We start from the raw sequence: 18,649 nt of genomic DNA on the forward strand, positions 1-18,649 counted from the left end.
CGATCGGAGCCTTTCCGTGCCCGTCGTCGTGTCGAACTGGCCACAGTCGAAGTGGGCTCCCCCGATCTCTCGACTAGAGTGGGGCTGAAATGACTACCACCTTCACCACCTCCGACATCTCAGCCGCGCTCCCTCGCCTGCACGTGCGCTCGCGCTTCGTCGACGACGTCGACCCCGGCCCCGGGTTCCCCTTCGAATCCGGACTGCCCACGACCGTCGAACAGACGCTGGAGCTCCTGCCCACCTCGGCGTTCTCCTGCTGGGTCCGGGACACCTCGGGACTCATCGGGTTCGGCCGCACCCTGCGCATCCGGGCTCGCGGACCCGAACGCTTCACCGAACTCTCCGAGGCCTGGAAGGCCATCACGGCGGCCGCAGACATCGAGGACGAGGTCGACATGCTCGGCTCGGGACTGATGTGCTTCGCCACCGTCGCCTACTCGGGAGAGTCGGAGGTCGACTCCCTCATCCACGTCCCCGAGTTCGTCCTCGGACGGCGCGACGGTCGCGTCTGGATGACCTCGATCATCGCCGAGGGCACCTCCCCCACCCCGCCGGCCCTCAAGGCCGAACCGCTGCGCAGGGTCACCTCCGCACGGTCCTCGCCCGGTGATCTCGACAGCGGGGAGTGGGCGGATCTCGTCGCGAACGTCGCGCGCATGCTCACGCCGGTCGGTGGCTCCGCCGAGGTGGACGCCTTCACCGAGGATTCCACGCTGAGGAAGGTCGTCCTGGCCCGCGACGAGGTTGTGACCACGGACGATGACATCGACGTACGGTCCGTGCTGGGTGCGCTCAATCGCAGCTATCCCAGCTGCTGGACCTTCGATGTCGCCGGACTCATCGGCTCGACCCCCGAGCTGCTCATCGGCGTCGAGAACGATCGGGTCATCTCACGCGTGCTCGCGGGCACGTATCGGGTGGAGAAGGACCCGGCCGCGGAGATGCCGGAGGCCAGGAAGCTGCTGAGCGCGCACAAGGACAGCACCGAACACGCCTTCGCGATCGCCTCGCTGCAGCGCAGTCTCGGACTCGTCGCCGATGACGTCTCCGTCGACGAACGTCCGCACCTGCTGCCCCTGGCCAATGTCATCCACTCGGCCTCGGATGCTTCGGCCCACCTGCCGGAGGCCTCGTGCCTCAACGCCCTCGACGTCGCGGCCGCCGTCCATCCCACCGCTGCCGTCGGCGGATATCCGCAGGCCAGCGCGGTCGCACACGTCGACGAGCTCGAGCCGCTCGATCGCGGACGGTACTCGGGTCCGGTCGGCTGGATGGACGACCGCGGCAACGGCCAGTTCGGCATCGCCCTGCGCTGCGGACAGCTCGAGGACCGCAACCGGATCCGCCTGTTCGCCGGTGCCGGCATCATGCCCGATTCGGATCCCCTCGCCGAGGTTGCCGAGACCGAGGCCAAATTCGCGCCGATGCGCCGCGCGCTGGGGTTGGAGTAGGTCCATTCCTGCGGCGCCGAACCCGGCCGGCTCTCCGGTCAGGTGAGATCGACTTCGATGATCCGACGGCCCAGCCGTCTCATGCTCCGACCTGCGCCTGCACCACTGGCAGCGCTGTCGAACCCGACCTGGGTGTTGCCGAACTCTGCGATGAACTCGTCGAGCTCGCTCACCAGTGCGTATCCCCAGCCGTAGGCGGCGGCCAGGTCTTCGAAGTCTCGGCCGTGGGGAACGGTGAAGTACCGCTTCAGGTACGGGGCCACGTGGTCCTGTGAGTGCTCGAGGCCGGAGAAGATCGCACCGCCGTCATCGTTGAGCACGACGATGAGCACATCCCCCTCCTCTTCGGCGCTCGGAGTCAGCAGACCGCCGGCGTCATGGAGCATCGCGACATCGCCGATGACCAGTACGACCTGTTCCCCGAGGGCGAGCGAGAGCCCGGTGGCGGTCGAGACCAGACCGTCGATGCCGGCCAGGCCCCGAGAAGCATGGATGCGGGCCCGAACGTCGGTGCCCTCGCTGAGGTAGCGGATCGTGTTCGAACTCGCAGCGAAGAGCTCGATCGCCGAGCCGGCCAGGAACTCGGTGATCGCTCGCGCCGATGATTGCTGCGGCTGCGCCTTCTGCCCCTGTGCCGAGGCCTCGCGACTCCGCCGGGATTCGGCGACGATCGCGTCTCCGGCGCTCACCCACTCCCGGCACCACACCGCACCGTCCTCGGCGCCTTCGACGGACAGCGACACCGCGTCGACGTCATCGGGCACCCGCTGAACCAGCACCTCGGGGTCGGCGAGCAGCGCCGCGACCGGTCTGGTCAGTGTGGGCTTTCCGTGCACGATCACCGTGCGGATCGCCCGACGCAGGTCATCTCGGCCGGCCAGCACTTCGGCATGGGCGGCAACGATAGCGCCCGAGTCGCGCAGAGCGGACGTGAGCGGGCTCGAAGGTTCGGCCAGCACCGGGATCGCCTTCGCCTCGACCAGCGACCTCAGCGACTCGGCCGCATGCCCCCCGGCATCGCCGGCGACGATGACGGTGCCTGGAAGAATGCGGACAGCCGCGCTCGTCCCGGACGCCGATTCGTCCGCCGATGCGGGCCCATCCGCGGGTACGACCGGCGGCTTCGTGCCCGTCATCATGATCTTGCCCAGCGTCTGCACCTCGGTCTTCCACTCGGCCAGCTCCTCCGCCGTCGGCACGAGCGGGACATCGAACTGCACGTTGAACTGGACTGGGCCGGGCTCACCCTTGCCCTCACCCACCGCCTGAGCGGCCGCCTCGGCGAGCAGACGGTCTGCATCCGGACTGCCGGCGGGCACGTCGACGCGGCCACGCACATCGCTGAGCACCCGTGATTGGTCATCGATCGTCTGATTCGCCCCGGTGCCCCGCAGGCGAGCGGGACGATCCGCGGTGATCGCAATGAGAGGCAGCCGACCGTAGGAGGCTTCGAGCACCGCCGGATGCAGGTTCGCCACGGCCGAGCCGGACGTCGTCACCACAGCAACGGCGCCGACTGGGCCCGCCTGTCGGGTGCGCAGCCCTCGGGCAAGCCCCAACGCCAGGAACCCGGCATCACGCTCATCGATGCGCACGTGGGTGCGGATGACTCCCGCCTCGGCGAGGGGAGCCAGCGCATAAATCAACGGTGCGGATCGGGACCCGGGGGCGATGACGACCTCGGTGACTGAGACCAACGCCAGTTCACGGGCAATCTGGTGCGCCACTGCGCTCGAATTCAACATCACCTGATATTCAACCACTAACCCACCTGCGGTTCATCTCGACTCCCTACGGTTGACTCATGCGCCGATCGATTCTCGCTGCGGTTGGGGCGCGTGCTCTCCGTTCTCTGACCGCCGCCCGCTCCCACAGAGGACGCTTCCCCACACGTGATCAGAACAGTTCCTTCCTCGGACCCGAACCTCGCGGCAAGGACGCGAGGAAGTGGCACATCCGGGACAAGCGCAAGCTCTCGAACCGGCTGCGGGAGTTCTTCGTCTACTCCCCCGCGCTCGGTTGCACCGTCGGCGTGCGTGTGCTGCTGCCGGGCATCCCGGCCGAGGTCAGCCCGGTCATCCACCTCTATCACGGCGGAGGGGACGATTTCCGATCATGGACGGACTTCGGTTCGGCCGAGGAGCTCACCCTCGACTCCCCGTATCTTGTGGTCATGCCCGACGGCGGGGCCGGAACGTACTCCCGGGTGGCTGTCGGCAGCGAGGTCCACGACTGGCCGACCTTCCACACCGTCGAGATCCCGGAGTTCCTGCGCAAGACCTTCTCCGTCGACTTCGCCCCCGAGAACCAGCTGCTCGCGGGGCTGTCCATGGGCGGGTACGGGGCGATGAAGTACGCCGCCTGGCATCCCGACCGCTACACCAGCGCGGCCGCCTTCTCCTCCCCGCTCGACCCGCTGGCCGCCGTCGCGGCCTTCGACATCATCGCCATGCGCGAAGGCGCGAAATCGATGACCCTGTTCGGTGATACCGTCGCCGACCGCAGCGAATGGATCGCCAATTCGCCCTATGGTCTCGCGGAGAATCTGTACGGGCTGGACCTGTGGCTCAGCGCCGGCTCCGGCAGCCTCGAAGAGTCGAAGGACCGTGACGTGCTCGAGACGATGGTCAATCAGCAGGGAGAGCGGTTCTCCGCGCGCCTGAATGCGCTGGGCATCCGCCATTCCTGGTTTCCCCGAACCACTGGTCTGCACAATTGGACGAGCTGGGAGCGGGAGTTGGGAGCCTGGCTGAAGACTCTGCGACGGCAACGCGACTACGCCAGCTCCGGGCACCGCAGCCTCGAACGCCGAGGCGGCAGCGCCGTTGACCGCCGAGGCGGGCCTCGCGTGGCCGATGGCGGTGAGTTCTCGTACCTGACCGGCCATGCCCTCTTCGACATCCACGGGTGGCGGGTCGAGATCTCGCGGCGCAGAGCTCAGATCGTCCGCTTCGGCTCCGTCAGCGCCGCCGGATTCTCGCTCACCGGCACCGGCAGCTTCCGGGTGCGCACTCCCGGCCTGTACGAACCCGGGCGCCGATACGACGTCTGCGTCAGTGCACCGACCGGCGACAACGACTATACCCAGCGGGCCGATAAGAAGGGCCGCCTGACGTTCACCGGGAGACTCGCGGCGGCCATGCACGACCCGATCATCCCCGGCAAGCGCACCCAGCACTTCACGACGGTGGGCCAGGCCGAGGTCACGACTGTGCGCATCGCCTCGACGCCGGAGGACTCGGCCCCGCACGTTGAGACCGCTCACGTTGCCACAGCGCCGTCCGGTCGGACGCAGGCCCGCGAAGAGCCGGCCGGTGCGGCCGAAAACACACTCGAAGCCGCCGATACGGCTTATGGTGGGACCGACACAGATTATGGTGATGACGGGTGTCCGTCACCCCTCCCACCGATTGAACGCTGACGTCGAGAGGTCATCCATGAAACGCGCATTCCCAGCCATCGCTCTCATTGCCGGACTGAGCCTGACGGGCTGTACGGGAAATGATTCCCAGGATGACGGGGCAGAGGAGGATTCCACGGCCCAGCCCGCTTCGGACGAGGCGCCCGAGGCCACTGTGCTCGACGAGGATCAGCTCACTGAGGTCATCGAGTCAACGGAGGTCGACGGACAGTCGTACACAACCTTCGACATGTCCGCGGCTTCGGGCAGCGACGCGGTCAAAGTGCTCCAAACCTCCGAGTTCGAACCCGCTGAATGCAAGGACCTCTCGATGGCCGCCCTCAACGTCGCCCAGCAGAGCAAGGGAAACACCGTCGGCGGGATCTCGTCCGACAAGACTCTGAGTGTGGCGCTCACGAGCTTCTCCGACGTCGCCGACGCCGGTTCACAGCTGAAGAGCTCCAGCACCGTCACCGAGGTGTGCAACGACGTCACGGTCAGATCTCAGGGCATCGAGATGAAGATGTCCTACGAAACCTTCGATGCCGAGGTTCCCAGTGCCGACGAGACCGTCGGCGTCCGCGCCGAGATCAGCGCCGGTGGTCAGACGGTCCTCAACGCCGACACTGTCACCGGCCGAATCGGCAACAACATCGTCACCGCCGCCAACGTCGCCGACACCGATGACGAGACGACAGTGCCGCAGACCGCCGAGGCGTTCGTCGAGGCGGTCAAGACCGCCGGCTGAGCAGCCTCAGCAACGTGAGTTCAGCGTCGGGCGCAGGGCGGACCAGCACGCCTGCAGTCGCGTCGACCACCAGTCGAGACGTCCCGAATCCACCGCCAGCCTCTCCAGACTCCGTGGGTCCGGGACGACTCGCCTCACCGGGATCTCACCGTCGACGGGTTTCAGGCTCAGATCCGGACTCACGACGTCTTCGGCGAACAGTCGCACCGTCCCCAGTCCGCATGCCGGATGCTCCCCGAGGATCTCCCGACTGTGCCGGGTGCGCGGCAGACTCGCTGCCAGCTCGGCCCCGGCGGCCAATCCGACGGAGGATTCCAGTGCGGAGGACACGACAGCGGGCAGGCCGCAGGCTTCGAGGACCGATCGTGCGGCAGCGATGCCGCCCAGCGGTTGGACCTTGACGATGACGACCTCGGCGGCTCCCAGCTCTGCGACTCGCAGAGGGTCCTCGGCCTTCCGGATCGATTCGTCCGCGGCCAGCACCACGGGCAGCCCCCGGTCCGAAAGCTGTTCCCGCAGGTGAGCCAGGTCCTCGACGCCGGCGACCGGTTGCTCGAAGTACTGCAGGTCGAAGGACGCGAACTCGGCGCACGCGGTCAGGGCGTCGGTCGGCGAGTACCCGGCGTTCGCGTCCAGACGCAGTCTCGTGTCGGGAAACAGCCGCCGGAATTCCTGCAGCCGCTCCAGATCATCGGGCAGGGAGTCGATCCCGTGCTCGGCCACCTTCGCCTTGACGGTTCCGACCCGACCGTAGCGGGCGAGGATCCCCTCGACATCCGAGGTTGCGCAGGAGGGCAGGGTCGCATTGACGGCGATGGACTGCTCAGGAGCGTCAGTGTCGGCGCGTGCGGCACCCGAGGGCCCCGGCGGCTGAGTTCCCGGCGCCTGCGTTTCCAGCGGCTGCGTTTCCGGCGGCTGTGCCGACCCGGACGGCCGTGCCGAACCGGGCAGCACGCCCGCGAATTCGAGGGCGGCACGCAGCCAGCGGGAGGATTCGGGAACACCGTATTCGGTGAACGGCGAGAACTCCGCCCACCCGTGCGGCCCTTCGAAGACCATGATCTCGCGCTCGGTGATCCCCCGGAATCGCGTGACCATGGGCAGTCTGAGGACGTGAAAGCTCGGCAGGAGATCGGCGATGGACTCGGGAACCTGCTCTGCATCAGCCATAGAGCCACCATATCGCTGACACAACAGAGGATAGAGTTGGGGCCATGACGGTTTCTGACATCTTTGATCCTTCCCAGTGGCGCGAAGTCTCCGGATTCGACTTCACCGACATCACCTACCACCGCGCGGTCAACCCCGACGGCGCCGACCTGGGCTGCGTGCGCATCGCCTTCGATCGTCCCGATATCCGCAATGCCTTCCGCCCCCACACCGTCGACGAACTCTATCGCGCCCTCGATCACGCCCGCCAGACCTCGGACGTCGGAGCCGTCCTCCTCACGGGCAACGGACCGAGCTCCAAGGACGGCGGTTGGGCCTTCTGCTCCGGAGGCGACCAACGCATCCGGGGCCGTTCGGGCTATCAGTACGCCTCCGGTCAGACCCGGGAGTCGGTGGATCCTGCCCGTGCGGGTCGCCTCCACATCCTCGAGGTCCAGCGCCTCATCCGGACCATGCCCAAGGTCGTCATCGCCGTCGTACCCGGATGGGCGGCCGGCGGCGGACACAGCCTCCACGTCGTCTGCGACATCACAATCGCCTCTCGCCAGCATGCGAAGTTCAAGCAGACCGATGCCGATGTCGGATCCTACGACGCCGGCTACGGCTCCGCCTACCTGGCGAAGATGGTCGGGCAGAAGAAGGCCCGTGAGATCTTCTTCCTCGGCCGCACCTACTCGGCCCAGGACATGGCCGACATAGGTGCCGTCAACGAGGTCGTCGACCATGAGGACCTCGAGACTGCCGCCATGACCATGGTCGAGGAGATCCTCGGCAAGTCTCCCAACGCCCAGCGGATGCTGAAGTTCGCGTTTAACCTCGTCGACGACGGCCTCATGGGTCAGCAGATCTTCGCAGGTGAGGCCACTCGCCTGGGATATATGACCGACGAAGCCGTCGAAGGCCGCGACTCCTTCCTCGAGAAACGCGAACCCGACTGGTCCCCCTACCCCTGGTACTACTGAGCGCCGCGGCCCGATGCACGCACATCAATTGCCCCGTGCGATCGACCGCGCCCTCGCCGGCGAGTCGATCCTGATCCTGCCGCAGACCCGTGAAGGATCCATCGCCGAGGTGTCGCCGAGCCTGTGGACGGGTGCCGGCCGGGCCCCGGCGCTGGTCCTCTTCACCTCGGGGTCGACCGGCGCGGCCAAGGGTGTGGCTCTGTCCGCCGAGGCCCTGACCACCTCGGCGAGGGCGACCGAACGCCTCCTCGCGGGCCCCGGCGAGTGGCATCTGACGCTGCCGGTCAACCACATCGCAGGGTTTCAAGTGGAGCTGCGTGCCCGCCTCGCGGGACGGGAGCCGATCAGGACCGCCTCGCCGGCTTTCACCGCCGGAGGCTTCGCCGACGAGGTCGACGCACTGTTCGCCCGCTCCGGCCGGAGACCGAGATACACCTCGCTGGTGCCCACCCAACTGCACCGGATCCTCGCCCACGAACGGGCCGCACACGCGGCGGCCGGCTTCGATGCGATCCTCCTCGGCGGGTCCGCGGTCTCCCCCGCGCTGCTCGAGGGTGCCGTCGCCCACGGCCTGCAGGTCGTGCGCACCTACGGGATGAGCGAGACCGCAGGTGGATGCGTCTACGACGGGGTCCCCTTCGACGGTGTCGAGATCACCATCTCCGAGTCCTCGACGATCGATCTGCGCGGACCGGTCGTCGCCGACTCCTACGTCGAGATCGCCGAGACGGGCCACATCATGCCCATCGACAGCCCGAACCTGACCCTTGACCACGATGGTTCGGCGACCATGCACACGAGCGACCTCGGGCGCCTCGACGACGGTGTGCTCACGGTGCTCGGCCGCAGCGACGACATCATCGTCTCCGGCGGCACGAACGTCTCGCCGCATGCGCTCGAGACCGGACTGCTGCCGACCTGGCAGCGCCATGGAATCGCCGAGGTGCTCGTGACCTGGGTTCCCGACGAGGAATGGGGCAGACTGTTGGTGGCCCTCGTCCGAATCGACGGACGGGCCTCCAGCACGCTCGCGAAGGACTTGGCCTCGCCTCGACAGTTGGCGGGGACGCTGAATGCACTCGTGACCGGCATGCACGGGCAGCTGCTTCCGCGCCTGGTGTTTCCCGTCACGGAGATTCCGAGCCGCTCGATCGGCAAACCCGACCGATCGGCCGCTGCCGCTCTCGCCGCCGAACTGATGGCTGCGGCGACCTGACCGACGCGAACGCACGAATACCCTATGACGTGAACAATCGGTAATATGAGACGGTTCGAATCTACGTGAGGAAAGGTATCCCACCCAATGGCAACTGCCGCGCAGTGGATCTCCGGAGCCCGGTTACGAACGCTGCCACTGGCCTTGGCACCGGTTCTCATCGGCACCGGTGCCGCAATCGGTTCGGTCGGCGGGTTCACCTCGTTCATCATCGGTGACTACACGCAGAACGGTCATGACCATTCGCTGGGTCAGATCTTCCTCCGAGGTGTGCTGGCGCTCATCGTCTCACTCAGCCTGCAGATCGGGTCGAACTTCGCCAACGACTACTCGGACGGCATCCGCGGCACCGACGATGAGCGTGTGGGCCCCGTCCGCCTGACGGCGACCGGCGCAGCCGAGCCGAGTACGGTCAGACGTGCGGCGTTCATGTTCTTCGGCATCGCCGGAGTCGTCGGAATCGCCCTCGTCCTCATCTCCCAGGCGTGGTGGTTCCTCATCGCCGGTGCCGCAGCGGTGGCCGCGGCCTGGTTCTACACGGGCGGGAAGAAGCCCTACGGGTACATGGGTCTGGGCGAGGTGTTCGTCTTCGTCTTCTTCGGCCTCGTCGCAACTCTGGGCACGATGTGGATGCAGGTCGGAGGACTCAGCATCAGCGGCTGGGCCGGCGCCATCGCCATCGGCTCGCTCGCCTCGGCGGTGCTCATGGTCAACAATCTGCGCGACATCCCGACCGACATCGAAGCCGGCAAGATCACTCTGGCCGTGAAGCTGGGCGACCATCGGTCACGCATCGCCTATGCGGCTCTCGTGCTCGTGCCCTTCGCACTGCTGGCGCTGGCGATCCTCGACGGACATCCTGCGGTGGCGCTGGCGATCCTCGCCCTCGTGCCCGCTCTCAACCCACTGCAGACTGTGCTGCGCGGGACGACGGGGCGCGGTCTCATTCCGCCGATCAAGTCAACGGGGCTGACCGCCCTGGCCTTCGCCTCCCTGACGGGCCTGGGACTGGCGCTCTAGGACAGTTCTCAGTCTTCGTCGTCGACGATGCGGTCTTCGACGTCCTCATCGGCACCCTTGCGTTTGGGCGTCTTGGCGCGTTTGGCCACACGCTTCTCGATGTCCTCTGCGACCTTGGCGCGCATCCCGCCCAGGACGAGATAGCTGATGAGGGCACCGCCGAAGATCGCCACCACGGCCATGACGAGATTGAGCCCGAGGAACGGCTGCAGAACCAGCCCGACGGCGACGATGATGCCGAGTCGGGCCAACGTATAGATCCAGAAGTTGCGCATTGCACCCATTTTAGACCGTCGCCGGCAGCGATTCACCACCGGCCGTATGGGCAGGTGTTCAGGTTGGTGGACTATCCTGGGAGCATGGCTCGATTTCTCATTGCCGCGATCGTCCTCGCGGCAGCGGTCACACTGTACGGACTCTTCGATTGCCTCTTGCGCGATCGGGGTCTGATCCGAGTCCTGCCCAAACCCGTGTGGGCGATCATCATCCTGTTCATCCCCGTGATCGGCTTCGTCCTGTGGTATGCCTTCGGCCGCGGCAACGAGGACAAGCCGACTGTGGCTCCCCGCCGGCGCGGCCCCAGCGCTCCCGACGATGACGACGACTACCTGCGGAAGATCGATCGCGACGTCAAACTCGGCAAGCACGCGCCCGAGGCGGAGGAGCCCGAGGAGACGACACCCGACACCGACGAGGCCGACGGCGACTCAGCCGACACGGACTCACGATCCTCCGACACCGACGAGCATGATTCCGGTGGCTCCAAGGGCGACGGCCGCGGCCACTCGAACTGACTCCCTGCCCACACCGAGCCGGCCCACGACACCGAACCGGCCCAGCGTCGGCCCGAGGCCGGGTCGGCGTGCCGATCAGTCCAAGCCCGAGTACGAATGCAGTCCGTTGAAGTACATGTTCACGACGGTGAAGTTGAAGATCACTGTGGCGATGCCGATGAGGTTGAGCACGGCGACCTTCGTCGGCCCCCACCCGCGTGTGGCGCGGGCGTGCAGGTATGCGGCGTAGATGACCCAGACGACGAATGTCCAGATCTCCTTCGAGTCCCAGCCCCAGTAGCGGCTCCAGGCCACCTCGGCCCAGATGGCGCCTGCGATGAGGGTGAATGTCCAGGTGATGAATCCGACCGCGGCGATCGTGTAGGAGAACCGTTCCAGGTCGACGCTCGAGGGCATGCGGCGCATGAACCTCAGCCACTTCGGATCCTTGCTCTCGTGCACGCTCTTGAGGATCTGGAAGACCGCGAGGAGCGCGGAGATGTAGAGCAGCGAGGTCGACAGGATCGCGATGGGCACGTGGATGGCGATCCAGTACGAATCGAGTGCCGGGATGAGCTGCGCGGCAGGCGTGTAGAACACGGTGATGGCCAGTCCCAGGCACAGGAGGACTCCTCCGGCCACGATCGTTCCCAGATAGCGGATGTCCTTCTTGACGTTCACGGTGAGGAAGACGATGACGGTGATCGCGGTGGCGGTGAGGACGTACTCCATCATGTTGCCCCACGGCACACGCATCACTGACAGCGCTCGAGTCAGCACAGCCGCCACGTGCAGGACGGCTGCGAGGACGAGCAGAGATGTGCCGATGCGCGCCCCGCGCCGAGGCCTGTCCTTGCCCGATCCGGTCGTGACCTCGGCCGAGGTCTCCGTCTCGGGCGGGTCGAGGAGCGCCGTGGTCGTCTTTCTGTTCGTCCGCCGCACCGTCGAGGCCTTGGCGGTGCGGTTCGCCCCCGCCTCTGCCTGCTTGAGTTCTCGCCCGCCGAACAGGTCGAAGGCATAGAAGATCATGGCAACGGCGTAGACGATCATCGCCGAGATGATGAGCTGGTTCGACCACATTGCGAGGTCAGTGTTGACGTCCATACATCCTCCGCACCAACGGTGCTCTTCCATTGCGTTGTGGCTGTGACTGCGTGTCGGGGCAGCCGTGTCGTCGGCGAGCCCGCGACAATTCTACTCCGCGTAGTACCTAATGCGAATCATCCGTCTCCCCCTGCCGTGCGACCGCCTGCGCCCCGTCGACCGGGGGCCCGGCCGTCAGGGTCGTCGTCCGCATCGTCGTCGGGGTCGTCCGCGAGGTCCTTCGCCACGTCCTTCGCCGCCCGTTCGACCATCGGGTCCTCACCGCGGGCCAGAGCCGCAACCTCGGCGTGTCCGTCCCTGATACGGACCCACATGCGTCGGCGGGGAATGAACAGAGACAGGCCGAGTCCCAGCAGCACGGCGATCGCGCTGGCGAGCATGAGGCCCTGTGTCGGATCTTGAGAGATGTCGACGGCGATGTAGCGTTTGACCCCATCGAAGGTCACAGAACCGCCGTCGGGCAGCTGCTGAGTCTCTCCCTGGGCGAGCTGGATGAGCAGAGGATTGCCCGAGGCGTCGGTCATCTCCGTCATGTTGTCCGCGTCGAGCGTGTACACGGACTGCGGGCTTCCCGTGTCGAGCCCCAGGTCGCCCGTGTATCCGCTCATCACGAGGTAGGGATTGCGCAGGTCCGCGAAGCTCGAGACCAGTTCGCCGTTCTCGTTCTGCGTCGCTGTCGGCAGGAAGACGCCGACGAAGCCCATCTGGGTGCCGGCGGAGTCGGGGACCTTGATGACCCCCTCGGACGTGTAGCCGGGGTCGCCGCCGTCGGGGATGAACACCTGCGGTCCCGACTGCACGACCTGTCCCTTGGCGTCCTTGACCGTGACCTCCGGGGCATAGCCGTTGCCGGTCAGATAGACACCTGTCCCGCCCACACGCACGGGCTCGTTGACCCGCAGGGTGTGCTTCTCGCTCTGCCCGTCGGCGGTGGTCGTGACCTTCGCGTCGAAGGTCCGGGGCTGGCCGAACTGACTGCCCGGCGCCTGATCGTCGAAGCTGGCGTCGAAGTCGTCGAGTTTGAGTCGGAAGTCCGGCAGGTTGTCCGCGTCGTAGTAGGACCCGGGTTCGAAGGAGTCGTAGGCGACCAGGGAGTTCGTGAAGGTGTCGTCCTCGACGAGGATCCTCTGTCCCTCGTATCCGAACAGCGATCCGATCGCCATGGTCAGCGTCGCGACCAGCAGAGCGATGTGGAAGAGCAGATTGCCCGTCTCGCGCAGGTAGCCGCGTTCGGCCGCGACATGATCGTCGTGTCGCGACGTGCGGTAGCCGAGCTTCTTCAATCGGGCTTCGGCGGTGTCGAGGAACTCCCGGTCCGCGGTCTCCCGGGATTCGCTCGGATCGCCCGCCGAGGTGAACGTTTCGTATCCGGGCATCCGCCCCAACCGCCTCGGCGCCTTGGGCGGGGCCGAGCGCATCGCCTTCCAGTGCTGGGCCGACCGTGGGATCACACAGCCGATGAGCGAGACCATCAGGAGCAGGTAGATGGCGGAGAACCAGATCGAGGAGTAGACGTCGAACATCTGGATGGTGTCGAGGAACCGGCCCCAGCCGCCATTCTGCTCGAGGAATGTGTTGACCCGCCCCGGGTCCTGGATGCGCTGGGGCAGCAGTGAGCCCGGGATCGCTGCGAGGGCGAGGATGAGGAGGAGGATCAGGGCCACTCGCATGGTGGTCAGCTGGCGCCAGGCCCATCGGCACATGCCGATGAATCCCAACTGGGGCTGAGTCACAGCAGATCCGTTCGCGGCGGCCTTGCCACCCGTCCTGTCGGCGGTCTTCTTCGCCACTAGATCACCACTTCGAAATCATAGATCAGACCCTGCAGGGAGGTCATCCACGCGTTCCACAGACCCGAGGCCATGAAGACGCCCAATACGATGAGCATGATGCCGCCGACGCGCACGATCGTCGTCTGGTGCCTGCGCACCCAGGTCAGACGTCCGGCGCCCTTGTGGATCGCCACCGCCAGGATGATGAAGGGAATGCCCAGTCCCAGGCAGTAGACGAACGCCAGCAGTGCGCCGCGCCAGATCGTGCCGTCACCGCCGAAGCTCACCGACATCGACAGAACCGCCGACAGCGTCGGGCCCACGCAGGGTGCCCAGCCGAGGGCGAAGGTGGCGCCGAGCACCGGCGCACCCCAGAGCCCGGCTTTGGGCCGCGCCTGGATCCGGTGCTCGCTCTGGAGAAGGCCGAAACCACCCATGAAGACGAAGCCGGCGATGACGACGACGATGCCGAGGATCCTGATGAGCACGCCCTGCCACTGTGAGAACAGCGCGCCCAGGGCCGAGAAGCCGGTTCCCAGGACGACGAAGACGACGGTGAACCCGAGTACGAACAACGCGATCCCGACGACGACACGCCAGGTTTCCTTGTCTTTGAGGGAGGACCCGCTCAGCCCCGTGACATAACCGACGTAACCGGGGACCAACGGCAGCACGCAGGGTGAGACGAAGGAGACGAGTCCGGCCAGTGCGGCCGCACCGGCGGCCAGGATCAGCGGCCCGCTGAGAACCGTTTGGGCGAACTCCGCCCCGATCCCACTCACTCCGCCTGCACGTCCTCGATGAGTCCCTTGAGCGTCGATTCGTCGACCTCTCCGACGACGCGGGCCGCGGCACGACCCTTCGCATCGAGGACGACCGTCGACGGAGTCGCCTGCGGCGGGAGGACACCGGAGAGCAGTGCCACCATGTCGCCGTCGGTGTCGAGCATGTTCGCATAGGGAACCTGGTAGTTCGAGATGAAGGCGTCGGCGGCGGCTTCCTGGTCACGGACGTTGACGCCGAGGAACTGGACCTCATCGTCGAACTCCTCGGCCAGAGACTTCAGCGCCGGGGCCTCCTTCCGACACGGCGGGCAGGCCGCGTACCAGAGGTTGATGACGACGGGGGTCGGTCTGATGCCGGACAGGGACATCGATTTCCCGTCGAGGGTCTCGAACTTCAGGTCCAGCGGCTGGCCGCGGTCGTCCTTCGGCACCTGCGACACGACACCGGAACCGGACACATACCCCTGGTCGGATCCGGCCTGATCGGCCAGTTCGTCGTTCTCGCTGCACGCGCTGAGCACAACAGCGGCACCGGCGATGAGTCCGGTCAGGACGGTGCGGCGGCTCTTCGGACCCCGAGGGTCCAGCCGCTTGCGGCCGTCGTTCGGTTTGCGGTGGTCATTCGGTTTGCGGTGGTCGTTTCGGTCAAAGGGATTGTGGCGCGAGGTCATGCTCCCGCCACCGCTTGGCCGGGCTGCAGGTCGGCACAGATACTCTCGTAATTCACGGTCACCAGTGTGGATGATTCGAATGTGAAACTCGTGATAGATGCCAGGTCGCATTCCCGTCTCCGGGGGTCGTGGACGAGCGAGCGCTGCTCGCCGGCCAGGCGTGTCATCCAGATCGGCAGCTGGTGGGAGACGATGACGCCTTCGGCGTCGGGCCCGTGCTTGGCCAGCTTCGCGCGCAGGCTGGCCATGGCCGCCTGCATGCGCAGGGCGATCTGCTTGTACGGCTCACCCCAGGACGGTGTCAGCGGGTTGTACAGACGCAGCAGATTGCGCGGCTCGGCCAGTTTCCGACCGTTGAGCTTCTGTCCCTCGAAGGAGTTCGCCGCTTCGATCACACGATCGTCGGTGAACACGGGCAGATCGAGCTGTTCACGCAGCGGTGCGATCGTCTGCTGTGCTCGCAGCAGCGGGGAGCACACGAGTTCGGCAGGGTGCGCCGAGGCGGCTGCGAAGTGTTCGCCGACCCGGCGGGCCATCTCGTGGCCTCGGTCGGTGAGGCCGAAGTTCGGCAGTCGACCGTAGAGGATGCCCTCGGGATTGTCGACCTCTCCGTGCCGGACCAGGTGGATCGTGGTCATGATCGAGCCTGCGCCGAGCCGTTCGGGTTCGGCACCCGGGCGGCGGCCTTCGCAGCGGCGGGCAGGGCCGCGATGATCCGCTCGAGGATCTCGTCGGTGTGTGCGTAGGAGAGGAACCAGGCTTCGAAGGCACTCGGCGGCATGTGGATCCCCTGGTCGAGCATCGCATTGAAGAAGGCCGAGTACTGTTCGACGTTCTGGCTGCGTGCGTCCTCGTAGTCGACGACCTCGCGGTCGGTGAAGAAGACGGAGAACATCGAGTTCGCCGACTGGATCGTGTGCTCCACGCCTTCGGCGTCCAGGCTCGCGGCGACCGCGGGCCGGAGGACGTCGGCGGCGCGTGAGATGTGGGAATACACGTCGAGTTCGGTCGTCAGCTTCAGCGTGGTCAGGCCCGCGGCCGTGGCGACGGGGTTCCCGGACAGGGTTCCGGCCTGGTAGACGGGGCCGGTCGGCGCCAGATGCTCCATCACCTCGGCGCGGCCCCCGAAGGCCGCGGCGGGGAAGCCGCCGCCCATGACCTTGCCGAAGGTGAACAGGTCCGCGGGTCCTTCCGGGTAGCCGAGCGTGTCGGCCTCATATCCGTACCAGCCTGCGGCGGAGACGCGAAAACCGGTCATCACCTCGTCGCTGATCATCAACGCACCGTGGGCCTTCGTCAAGCGCCGGATGGTGTTGGTGAAGCCGTCGCGCGGTGGCACCACGCCCATGTTTCCGGGGCTGGCCTCGGTGATGACGCAGGCGATCTCCTCGCCGTGTTCGGCGAAGACGGCTTCCAGCCCGGCCGCATCGTTGTAGTCGACGACGATGGTGTCCGAAGCCTGGGCTCCGGTCACGCCCGGGGTGTCCGGCAGGGAGAAGGTGGCCAGACCGGATCCGGCCTGGGCCAGGAGAGAGTCGACGTGACCGTGGTAGCAGCCGGCGAACTTCACGATCTTCGCCCGCCCGGTGTATCCACGGGCCAGGCGGATCGCGCTCATGGTCGCCTCGGTGCCCGAGGACACGAGCCTGACCTCATCGACGGGATCGACGCGGGCGACGATCTCCTCGGCGAGCTCGACCTCACCGGTCGAGGGGGTGCCGAAGGAGAAGCCCTTGACCGCGGCCTGCTGCACGGCGTCGAGCACCTCGGGACGGGAGTGGCCCATGATCATGGGCCCCCACGAGCCGATGAGGTCGATGTAGTCGTTGCCATCGGCGTCGCGCAGCCAGGCTCCGGTTGCCGAGGTGATGAAGCGGGGGGTGCCGCCGACGGCTTTGAAGGCCCGCACCGGCGAGTTCACACCACCGGGGATGACGTGTTCGGCGCGCTCGAACAGCGCCGCCGAGTTCGCGGTCTCGTATTTCATGGGTCCTCCTGAAGAAGTCGTCGGATCGATGGTCGGATCAGATGATGTCAGCTGGTGGTTCTCGTGGACTCAGCCGCCGGGAACCGGTGGCTCGCCTTCGGAGGGAATCCTGTCGACGGGCCCCTTGCCGATCTCGCGCATATGCGCGGTGACCTTGCCGAAGACGCGGCCCAGAGTCTCCATCTCCTCCGGGTCGAGCAGGTCCACCAGGTGCTCGCGGACGCCGACCACATGCGAGGGTGCGACCGCGACGAGGAGCTCCCAGCCGGCCTCAGTCATCTGGCAGTTGACGCCGCGCCCGTCCTCGGGGATCGAGAAGCGTTCGAGCAGTCCCCTCTTCTCCATCCGAGCCACGCTGTGGGTCAGACGCGAACGCGACATCGTCGTATCCGTGGCCAGCAGCGCCATGCGCATTGTCCGGTTCTCGTGCTCGCTCAGGCGCACGAGGATCTCGTATTCGGGCATGCCGATGCCGTGGTTCTCGCGCAGCTCCTTGTCCAGCTGCACGGTCAAAAGCTGAGAGCCTGTGAGGTAGCTCCTCCAGGCTTTCTGGTCGAGGGTGCTCAGCCAACGCGGTTCGCTCATGAGCGTGCTCCCGATGCCCCACCCTTGAGTCCCTGTGCTACCTCCGTGGCCCAGTAGGTGAGGATCGCGTCGGCACCGGCTCGTTTGAAGCCGATGAGTGATTCTTCGATCGCCCGTTCACGGTCGATGGCTCCGGCGGCGGCCGCGAATTCGACCATCGCGTACTCCCCCGACACCTGGTAAGCCCACACGGGCACCGGCGACTCACAGGCGACCTCGGCGAGCACGTCGAGGTAGGGCGTGCCGGGCTTGACCATGACGACATCGGCGCCTTCGGCCAGGTCGAGCTCGAGTTCGCGCATGGCCTCACGGCCGTTCGCGGGATCCTGCTGGTAGGTTTTGCGGTCGCCCTGAAGCTCCGAGTCCACGGCCTCACGGAAGGGACCGAAGAACGCAGAGGCGTACTTCGCGGAGTAGGCCATGACGACGACGTCGGTGAAGCCTTCGAGGTCGAGCGCCTCCCGGCAGGCCGCGACCTGGCCGTCCATCATGCCCGACAGTCCCAGAACCTGTGCACCGGCTTGCGCCTGGGCGAGGGCCATCGAGGCGTACCGGTCCAACGTCGCGTCGTTGTCGACGCCGCCGTGCGCGTCGAGGACTCCGCAGTGTCCGTGGGAGGTGAATTCATCGAGGCAGAGGTCGGCCATGATGACCGTCGAGTCGCCGAGGTCGTCCCGCAGCAGCGTCAGCGCGCGATTGAGGATTCCCTCGGGGTCATCGGCCTGGGATCCGTCGTCGTCCTTGTGCTCGGGGATGCCGAACAGCATGAGTCCGCCGACTCCGGCCTCGACGGCTTCGCGGGCCGCGTCGAGCAGCGAGTCGAGGGTGTGCTGGACGACGCCGGGCATGCTGTCCAGCGGCGCGGGCTCGTTCAGCGTCTCCTTAACGAACATGGGCAGGATGAGATCGGCCGGGTGCACACGCACCTCGGAGACGAGTCGGCGCAGGGCCGGTGTCGTCCGCAGGCGGCGGGGCCGTACGGTTCCGGGGACCAATGTCATG

At 66.6% G+C, this 18,649-nt stretch carries 18 protein-coding genes; 7 read left to right on the plus strand and 11 right to left on the minus strand.

The window, feature by feature from the left end:
- Positions 1–89 precede the first annotated feature (89 nt).
- Entirely contained in the window at positions 90–1,454 is a 1,365-nt protein-coding gene (locus BKA07_RS16605; RefSeq protein ID WP_167951974.1) for an isochorismate synthase, read from the plus strand.
- A 38-nt stretch (positions 1,455–1,492) separates the two neighbouring features.
- On the opposite strand, the gene menD is transcribed toward BKA07_RS16605, so the two are convergent.
- Positions 1,493–3,199 (minus strand): 2-succinyl-5-enolpyruvyl-6-hydroxy-3-cyclohexene-1-carboxylic-acid synthase, encoded by a 1,707-nt coding sequence (gene menD / locus BKA07_RS16610; protein WP_209044008.1) that lies wholly within the window; start codon positions 3,197–3,199, stop codon positions 1,493–1,495.
- Positions 3,200–3,258: 59 nt separating this feature from the next.
- Between menD and BKA07_RS16615 the strand changes: the two genes are divergently transcribed.
- Entirely contained in the window at positions 3,259–4,875 is a 1,617-nt protein-coding gene (locus BKA07_RS16615) for an alpha/beta hydrolase (protein WP_245161990.1), read from the plus strand.
- Positions 4,876–4,891: 16 nt separating this feature from the next.
- Entirely contained in the window at positions 4,892–5,602 is a 711-nt protein-coding gene (locus tag BKA07_RS16620) for a hypothetical protein (protein WP_167951978.1), read from the plus strand.
- A 6-nt stretch (positions 5,603–5,608) separates the two neighbouring features.
- On the opposite strand, the gene BKA07_RS16625 is transcribed toward BKA07_RS16620, so the two are convergent.
- A complete protein-coding gene (locus BKA07_RS16625; protein ID WP_167951980.1) occupies positions 5,609–6,772 on the minus strand; it encodes an o-succinylbenzoate synthase in 1,164 nt (387 codons plus the stop codon).
- Between the two features lie 44 nt (positions 6,773–6,816).
- Here BKA07_RS16625 and BKA07_RS16630 point away from each other — a divergent pair, with 44 nt between their 5' ends.
- The 3 genes from BKA07_RS16630 (at position 6,817) to BKA07_RS16640 (ending at position 9,970) form a co-directional block, all read left to right on the plus strand.
- The gene (locus tag BKA07_RS16630) at positions 6,817–7,734 is read left to right on the plus strand and encodes a 1,4-dihydroxy-2-naphthoyl-CoA synthase (protein WP_167951982.1); all 918 of its coding nucleotides are present in this window, start codon (positions 6,817–6,819) and stop codon (positions 7,732–7,734) included.
- Between the two features lie 13 nt (positions 7,735–7,747).
- The gene (locus BKA07_RS16635; protein ID WP_167951984.1) at positions 7,748–8,950 is read left to right on the plus strand and encodes an AMP-binding protein; all 1,203 of its coding nucleotides are present in this window, start codon (positions 7,748–7,750) and stop codon (positions 8,948–8,950) included.
- 87 nt (positions 8,951–9,037) lie between these two features.
- On the plus strand, positions 9,038–9,970 hold the full coding sequence (locus BKA07_RS16640; RefSeq protein ID WP_167951986.1) for a 1,4-dihydroxy-2-naphthoate polyprenyltransferase: 933 nt from the start codon (positions 9,038–9,040) through the stop codon (positions 9,968–9,970).
- A gap of 8 nt (positions 9,971–9,978) precedes the next feature.
- On the opposite strand, the gene BKA07_RS16645 is transcribed toward BKA07_RS16640, so the two are convergent.
- Positions 9,979–10,245, minus strand: coding sequence for a DUF4229 domain-containing protein (locus tag BKA07_RS16645; RefSeq protein WP_167951988.1), 267 nt, complete (start codon positions 10,243–10,245; stop codon positions 9,979–9,981).
- A gap of 84 nt (positions 10,246–10,329) precedes the next feature.
- Between BKA07_RS16645 and BKA07_RS16650 the strand changes: the two genes are divergently transcribed.
- Complete coding sequence (locus BKA07_RS16650) at positions 10,330–10,764, plus strand: PLD nuclease N-terminal domain-containing protein (RefSeq protein WP_167951990.1); 435 nt, start codon at positions 10,330–10,332, stop codon at positions 10,762–10,764.
- Between the two features lie 75 nt (positions 10,765–10,839).
- Here the strand turns inward: BKA07_RS16650 and ccsB are convergent, their stop codons facing one another.
- The 8 genes from ccsB to hemB all read right to left on the minus strand — a co-directional run bounded on the left by ccsB (position 10,840) and on the right by hemB (position 18,648).
- A complete protein-coding gene (ccsB, locus tag BKA07_RS16655) occupies positions 10,840–11,847 on the minus strand; it encodes a c-type cytochrome biogenesis protein CcsB (protein ID WP_167951992.1) in 1,008 nt (335 codons plus the stop codon).
- Between the two features lie 116 nt (positions 11,848–11,963).
- On the minus strand, positions 11,964–13,637 hold the full coding sequence (gene resB, locus BKA07_RS16660; RefSeq protein WP_167951994.1) for a cytochrome c biogenesis ResB family protein: 1,674 nt from the start codon (positions 13,635–13,637) through the stop codon (positions 11,964–11,966).
- Positions 13,637–14,392 (minus strand): cytochrome c biogenesis protein CcdA, encoded by a 756-nt coding sequence (locus BKA07_RS16665; RefSeq protein ID WP_167953339.1) that lies wholly within the window; start codon positions 14,390–14,392, stop codon positions 13,637–13,639. Before BKA07_RS16665 ends, resB begins: the two co-directional genes overlap by 1 nt.
- A gap of 5 nt (positions 14,393–14,397) precedes the next feature.
- Positions 14,398–15,075: a TlpA family protein disulfide reductase gene (locus BKA07_RS16670; protein WP_167951996.1), complete on the minus strand. Its 678-nt coding sequence runs from the start codon at positions 15,073–15,075 to the stop codon at positions 14,398–14,400.
- A complete protein-coding gene (locus BKA07_RS16675) occupies positions 15,072–15,713 on the minus strand; it encodes a histidine phosphatase family protein (RefSeq protein WP_167951998.1) in 642 nt (213 codons plus the stop codon). Before BKA07_RS16675 ends, BKA07_RS16670 begins: the two co-directional genes overlap by 4 nt.
- Positions 15,710–17,062, minus strand: a complete 1,353-nt coding sequence (gene hemL, locus BKA07_RS16680; protein ID WP_167952000.1) for a glutamate-1-semialdehyde 2,1-aminomutase — start codon at positions 17,060–17,062, stop codon at positions 15,710–15,712. Before hemL ends, BKA07_RS16675 begins: the two co-directional genes overlap by 4 nt.
- Positions 17,063–17,131: 69 nt before the next feature.
- Entirely contained in the window at positions 17,132–17,647 is a 516-nt protein-coding gene (locus tag BKA07_RS16685; RefSeq protein WP_167952002.1) for a MarR family winged helix-turn-helix transcriptional regulator, read from the minus strand.
- Entirely contained in the window at positions 17,644–18,648 is a 1,005-nt protein-coding gene (gene hemB / locus BKA07_RS16690; protein WP_167952004.1) for a porphobilinogen synthase, read from the minus strand. Before hemB ends, BKA07_RS16685 begins: the two co-directional genes overlap by 4 nt.
- Position 18,649: the final 1 nt, after the last annotated feature.

It is taken from the genome of Brevibacterium marinum, assembly GCF_011927955.1.
In the GTDB taxonomy this organism is placed as follows: Bacteria; Actinomycetota; Actinomycetes; order Actinomycetales; family Brevibacteriaceae; genus Brevibacterium; species Brevibacterium marinum.

What these genes read in the sequence shown, in the direction of transcription:
- BKA07_RS16630 (WP_167951982.1), top strand. Translation starts at nt 6,817, where the DNA reads ATGACGGTTTCTGACATCTTTGATCCTTCCCAGTGGCGCGAAGTCTCC.
- ccsB (WP_167951992.1), bottom strand. Translation starts at nt 11,847, where the DNA reads ATGGACGTCAACACTGACCTCGCAATGTGGTCGAACCAGCTCATCATC.
- BKA07_RS16645 (WP_167951988.1), bottom strand. Translation starts at nt 10,245, where the DNA reads ATGCGCAACTTCTGGATCTATACGTTGGCCCGACTCGGCATCATCGTC.
- hemL (WP_167952000.1), bottom strand. Translation starts at nt 17,062, where the DNA reads ATGAAATACGAGACCGCGAACTCGGCGGCGCTGTTCGAGCGCGCCGAA.
- BKA07_RS16670 (WP_167951996.1), bottom strand. Translation starts at nt 15,075, where the DNA reads ATGACCTCGCGCCACAATCCCTTTGACCGAAACGACCACCGCAAACCG.
- BKA07_RS16625 (WP_167951980.1), bottom strand. Translation starts at nt 6,772, where the DNA reads ATGGCTGATGCAGAGCAGGTTCCCGAGTCCATCGCCGATCTCCTGCCG.
- BKA07_RS16615 (WP_245161990.1), top strand. Translation starts at nt 3,259, where the DNA reads ATGCGCCGATCGATTCTCGCTGCGGTTGGGGCGCGTGCTCTCCGTTCT.
- BKA07_RS16620 (WP_167951978.1), top strand. Translation starts at nt 4,892, where the DNA reads ATGAAACGCGCATTCCCAGCCATCGCTCTCATTGCCGGACTGAGCCTG.
- menD (WP_209044008.1), bottom strand. Translation starts at nt 3,199, where the DNA reads ATGTTGAATTCGAGCGCAGTGGCGCACCAGATTGCCCGTGAACTGGCG.
- BKA07_RS16685 (WP_167952002.1), bottom strand. Translation starts at nt 17,647, where the DNA reads ATGAGCGAACCGCGTTGGCTGAGCACCCTCGACCAGAAAGCCTGGAGG.
- BKA07_RS16605 (WP_167951974.1), top strand. Translation starts at nt 90, where the DNA reads ATGACTACCACCTTCACCACCTCCGACATCTCAGCCGCGCTCCCTCGC.
- BKA07_RS16650 (WP_167951990.1), top strand. Translation starts at nt 10,330, where the DNA reads ATGGCTCGATTTCTCATTGCCGCGATCGTCCTCGCGGCAGCGGTCACA.
- BKA07_RS16635 (WP_167951984.1), top strand. Translation starts at nt 7,748, where the DNA reads ATGCACGCACATCAATTGCCCCGTGCGATCGACCGCGCCCTCGCCGGC.
- BKA07_RS16675 (WP_167951998.1), bottom strand. Translation starts at nt 15,713, where the DNA reads ATGACCACGATCCACCTGGTCCGGCACGGAGAGGTCGACAATCCCGAG.
- BKA07_RS16640 (WP_167951986.1), top strand. Translation starts at nt 9,038, where the DNA reads ATGGCAACTGCCGCGCAGTGGATCTCCGGAGCCCGGTTACGAACGCTG.
- hemB (WP_167952004.1), bottom strand. Translation starts at nt 18,648, where the DNA reads ATGACATTGGTCCCCGGAACCGTACGGCCCCGCCGCCTGCGGACGACA.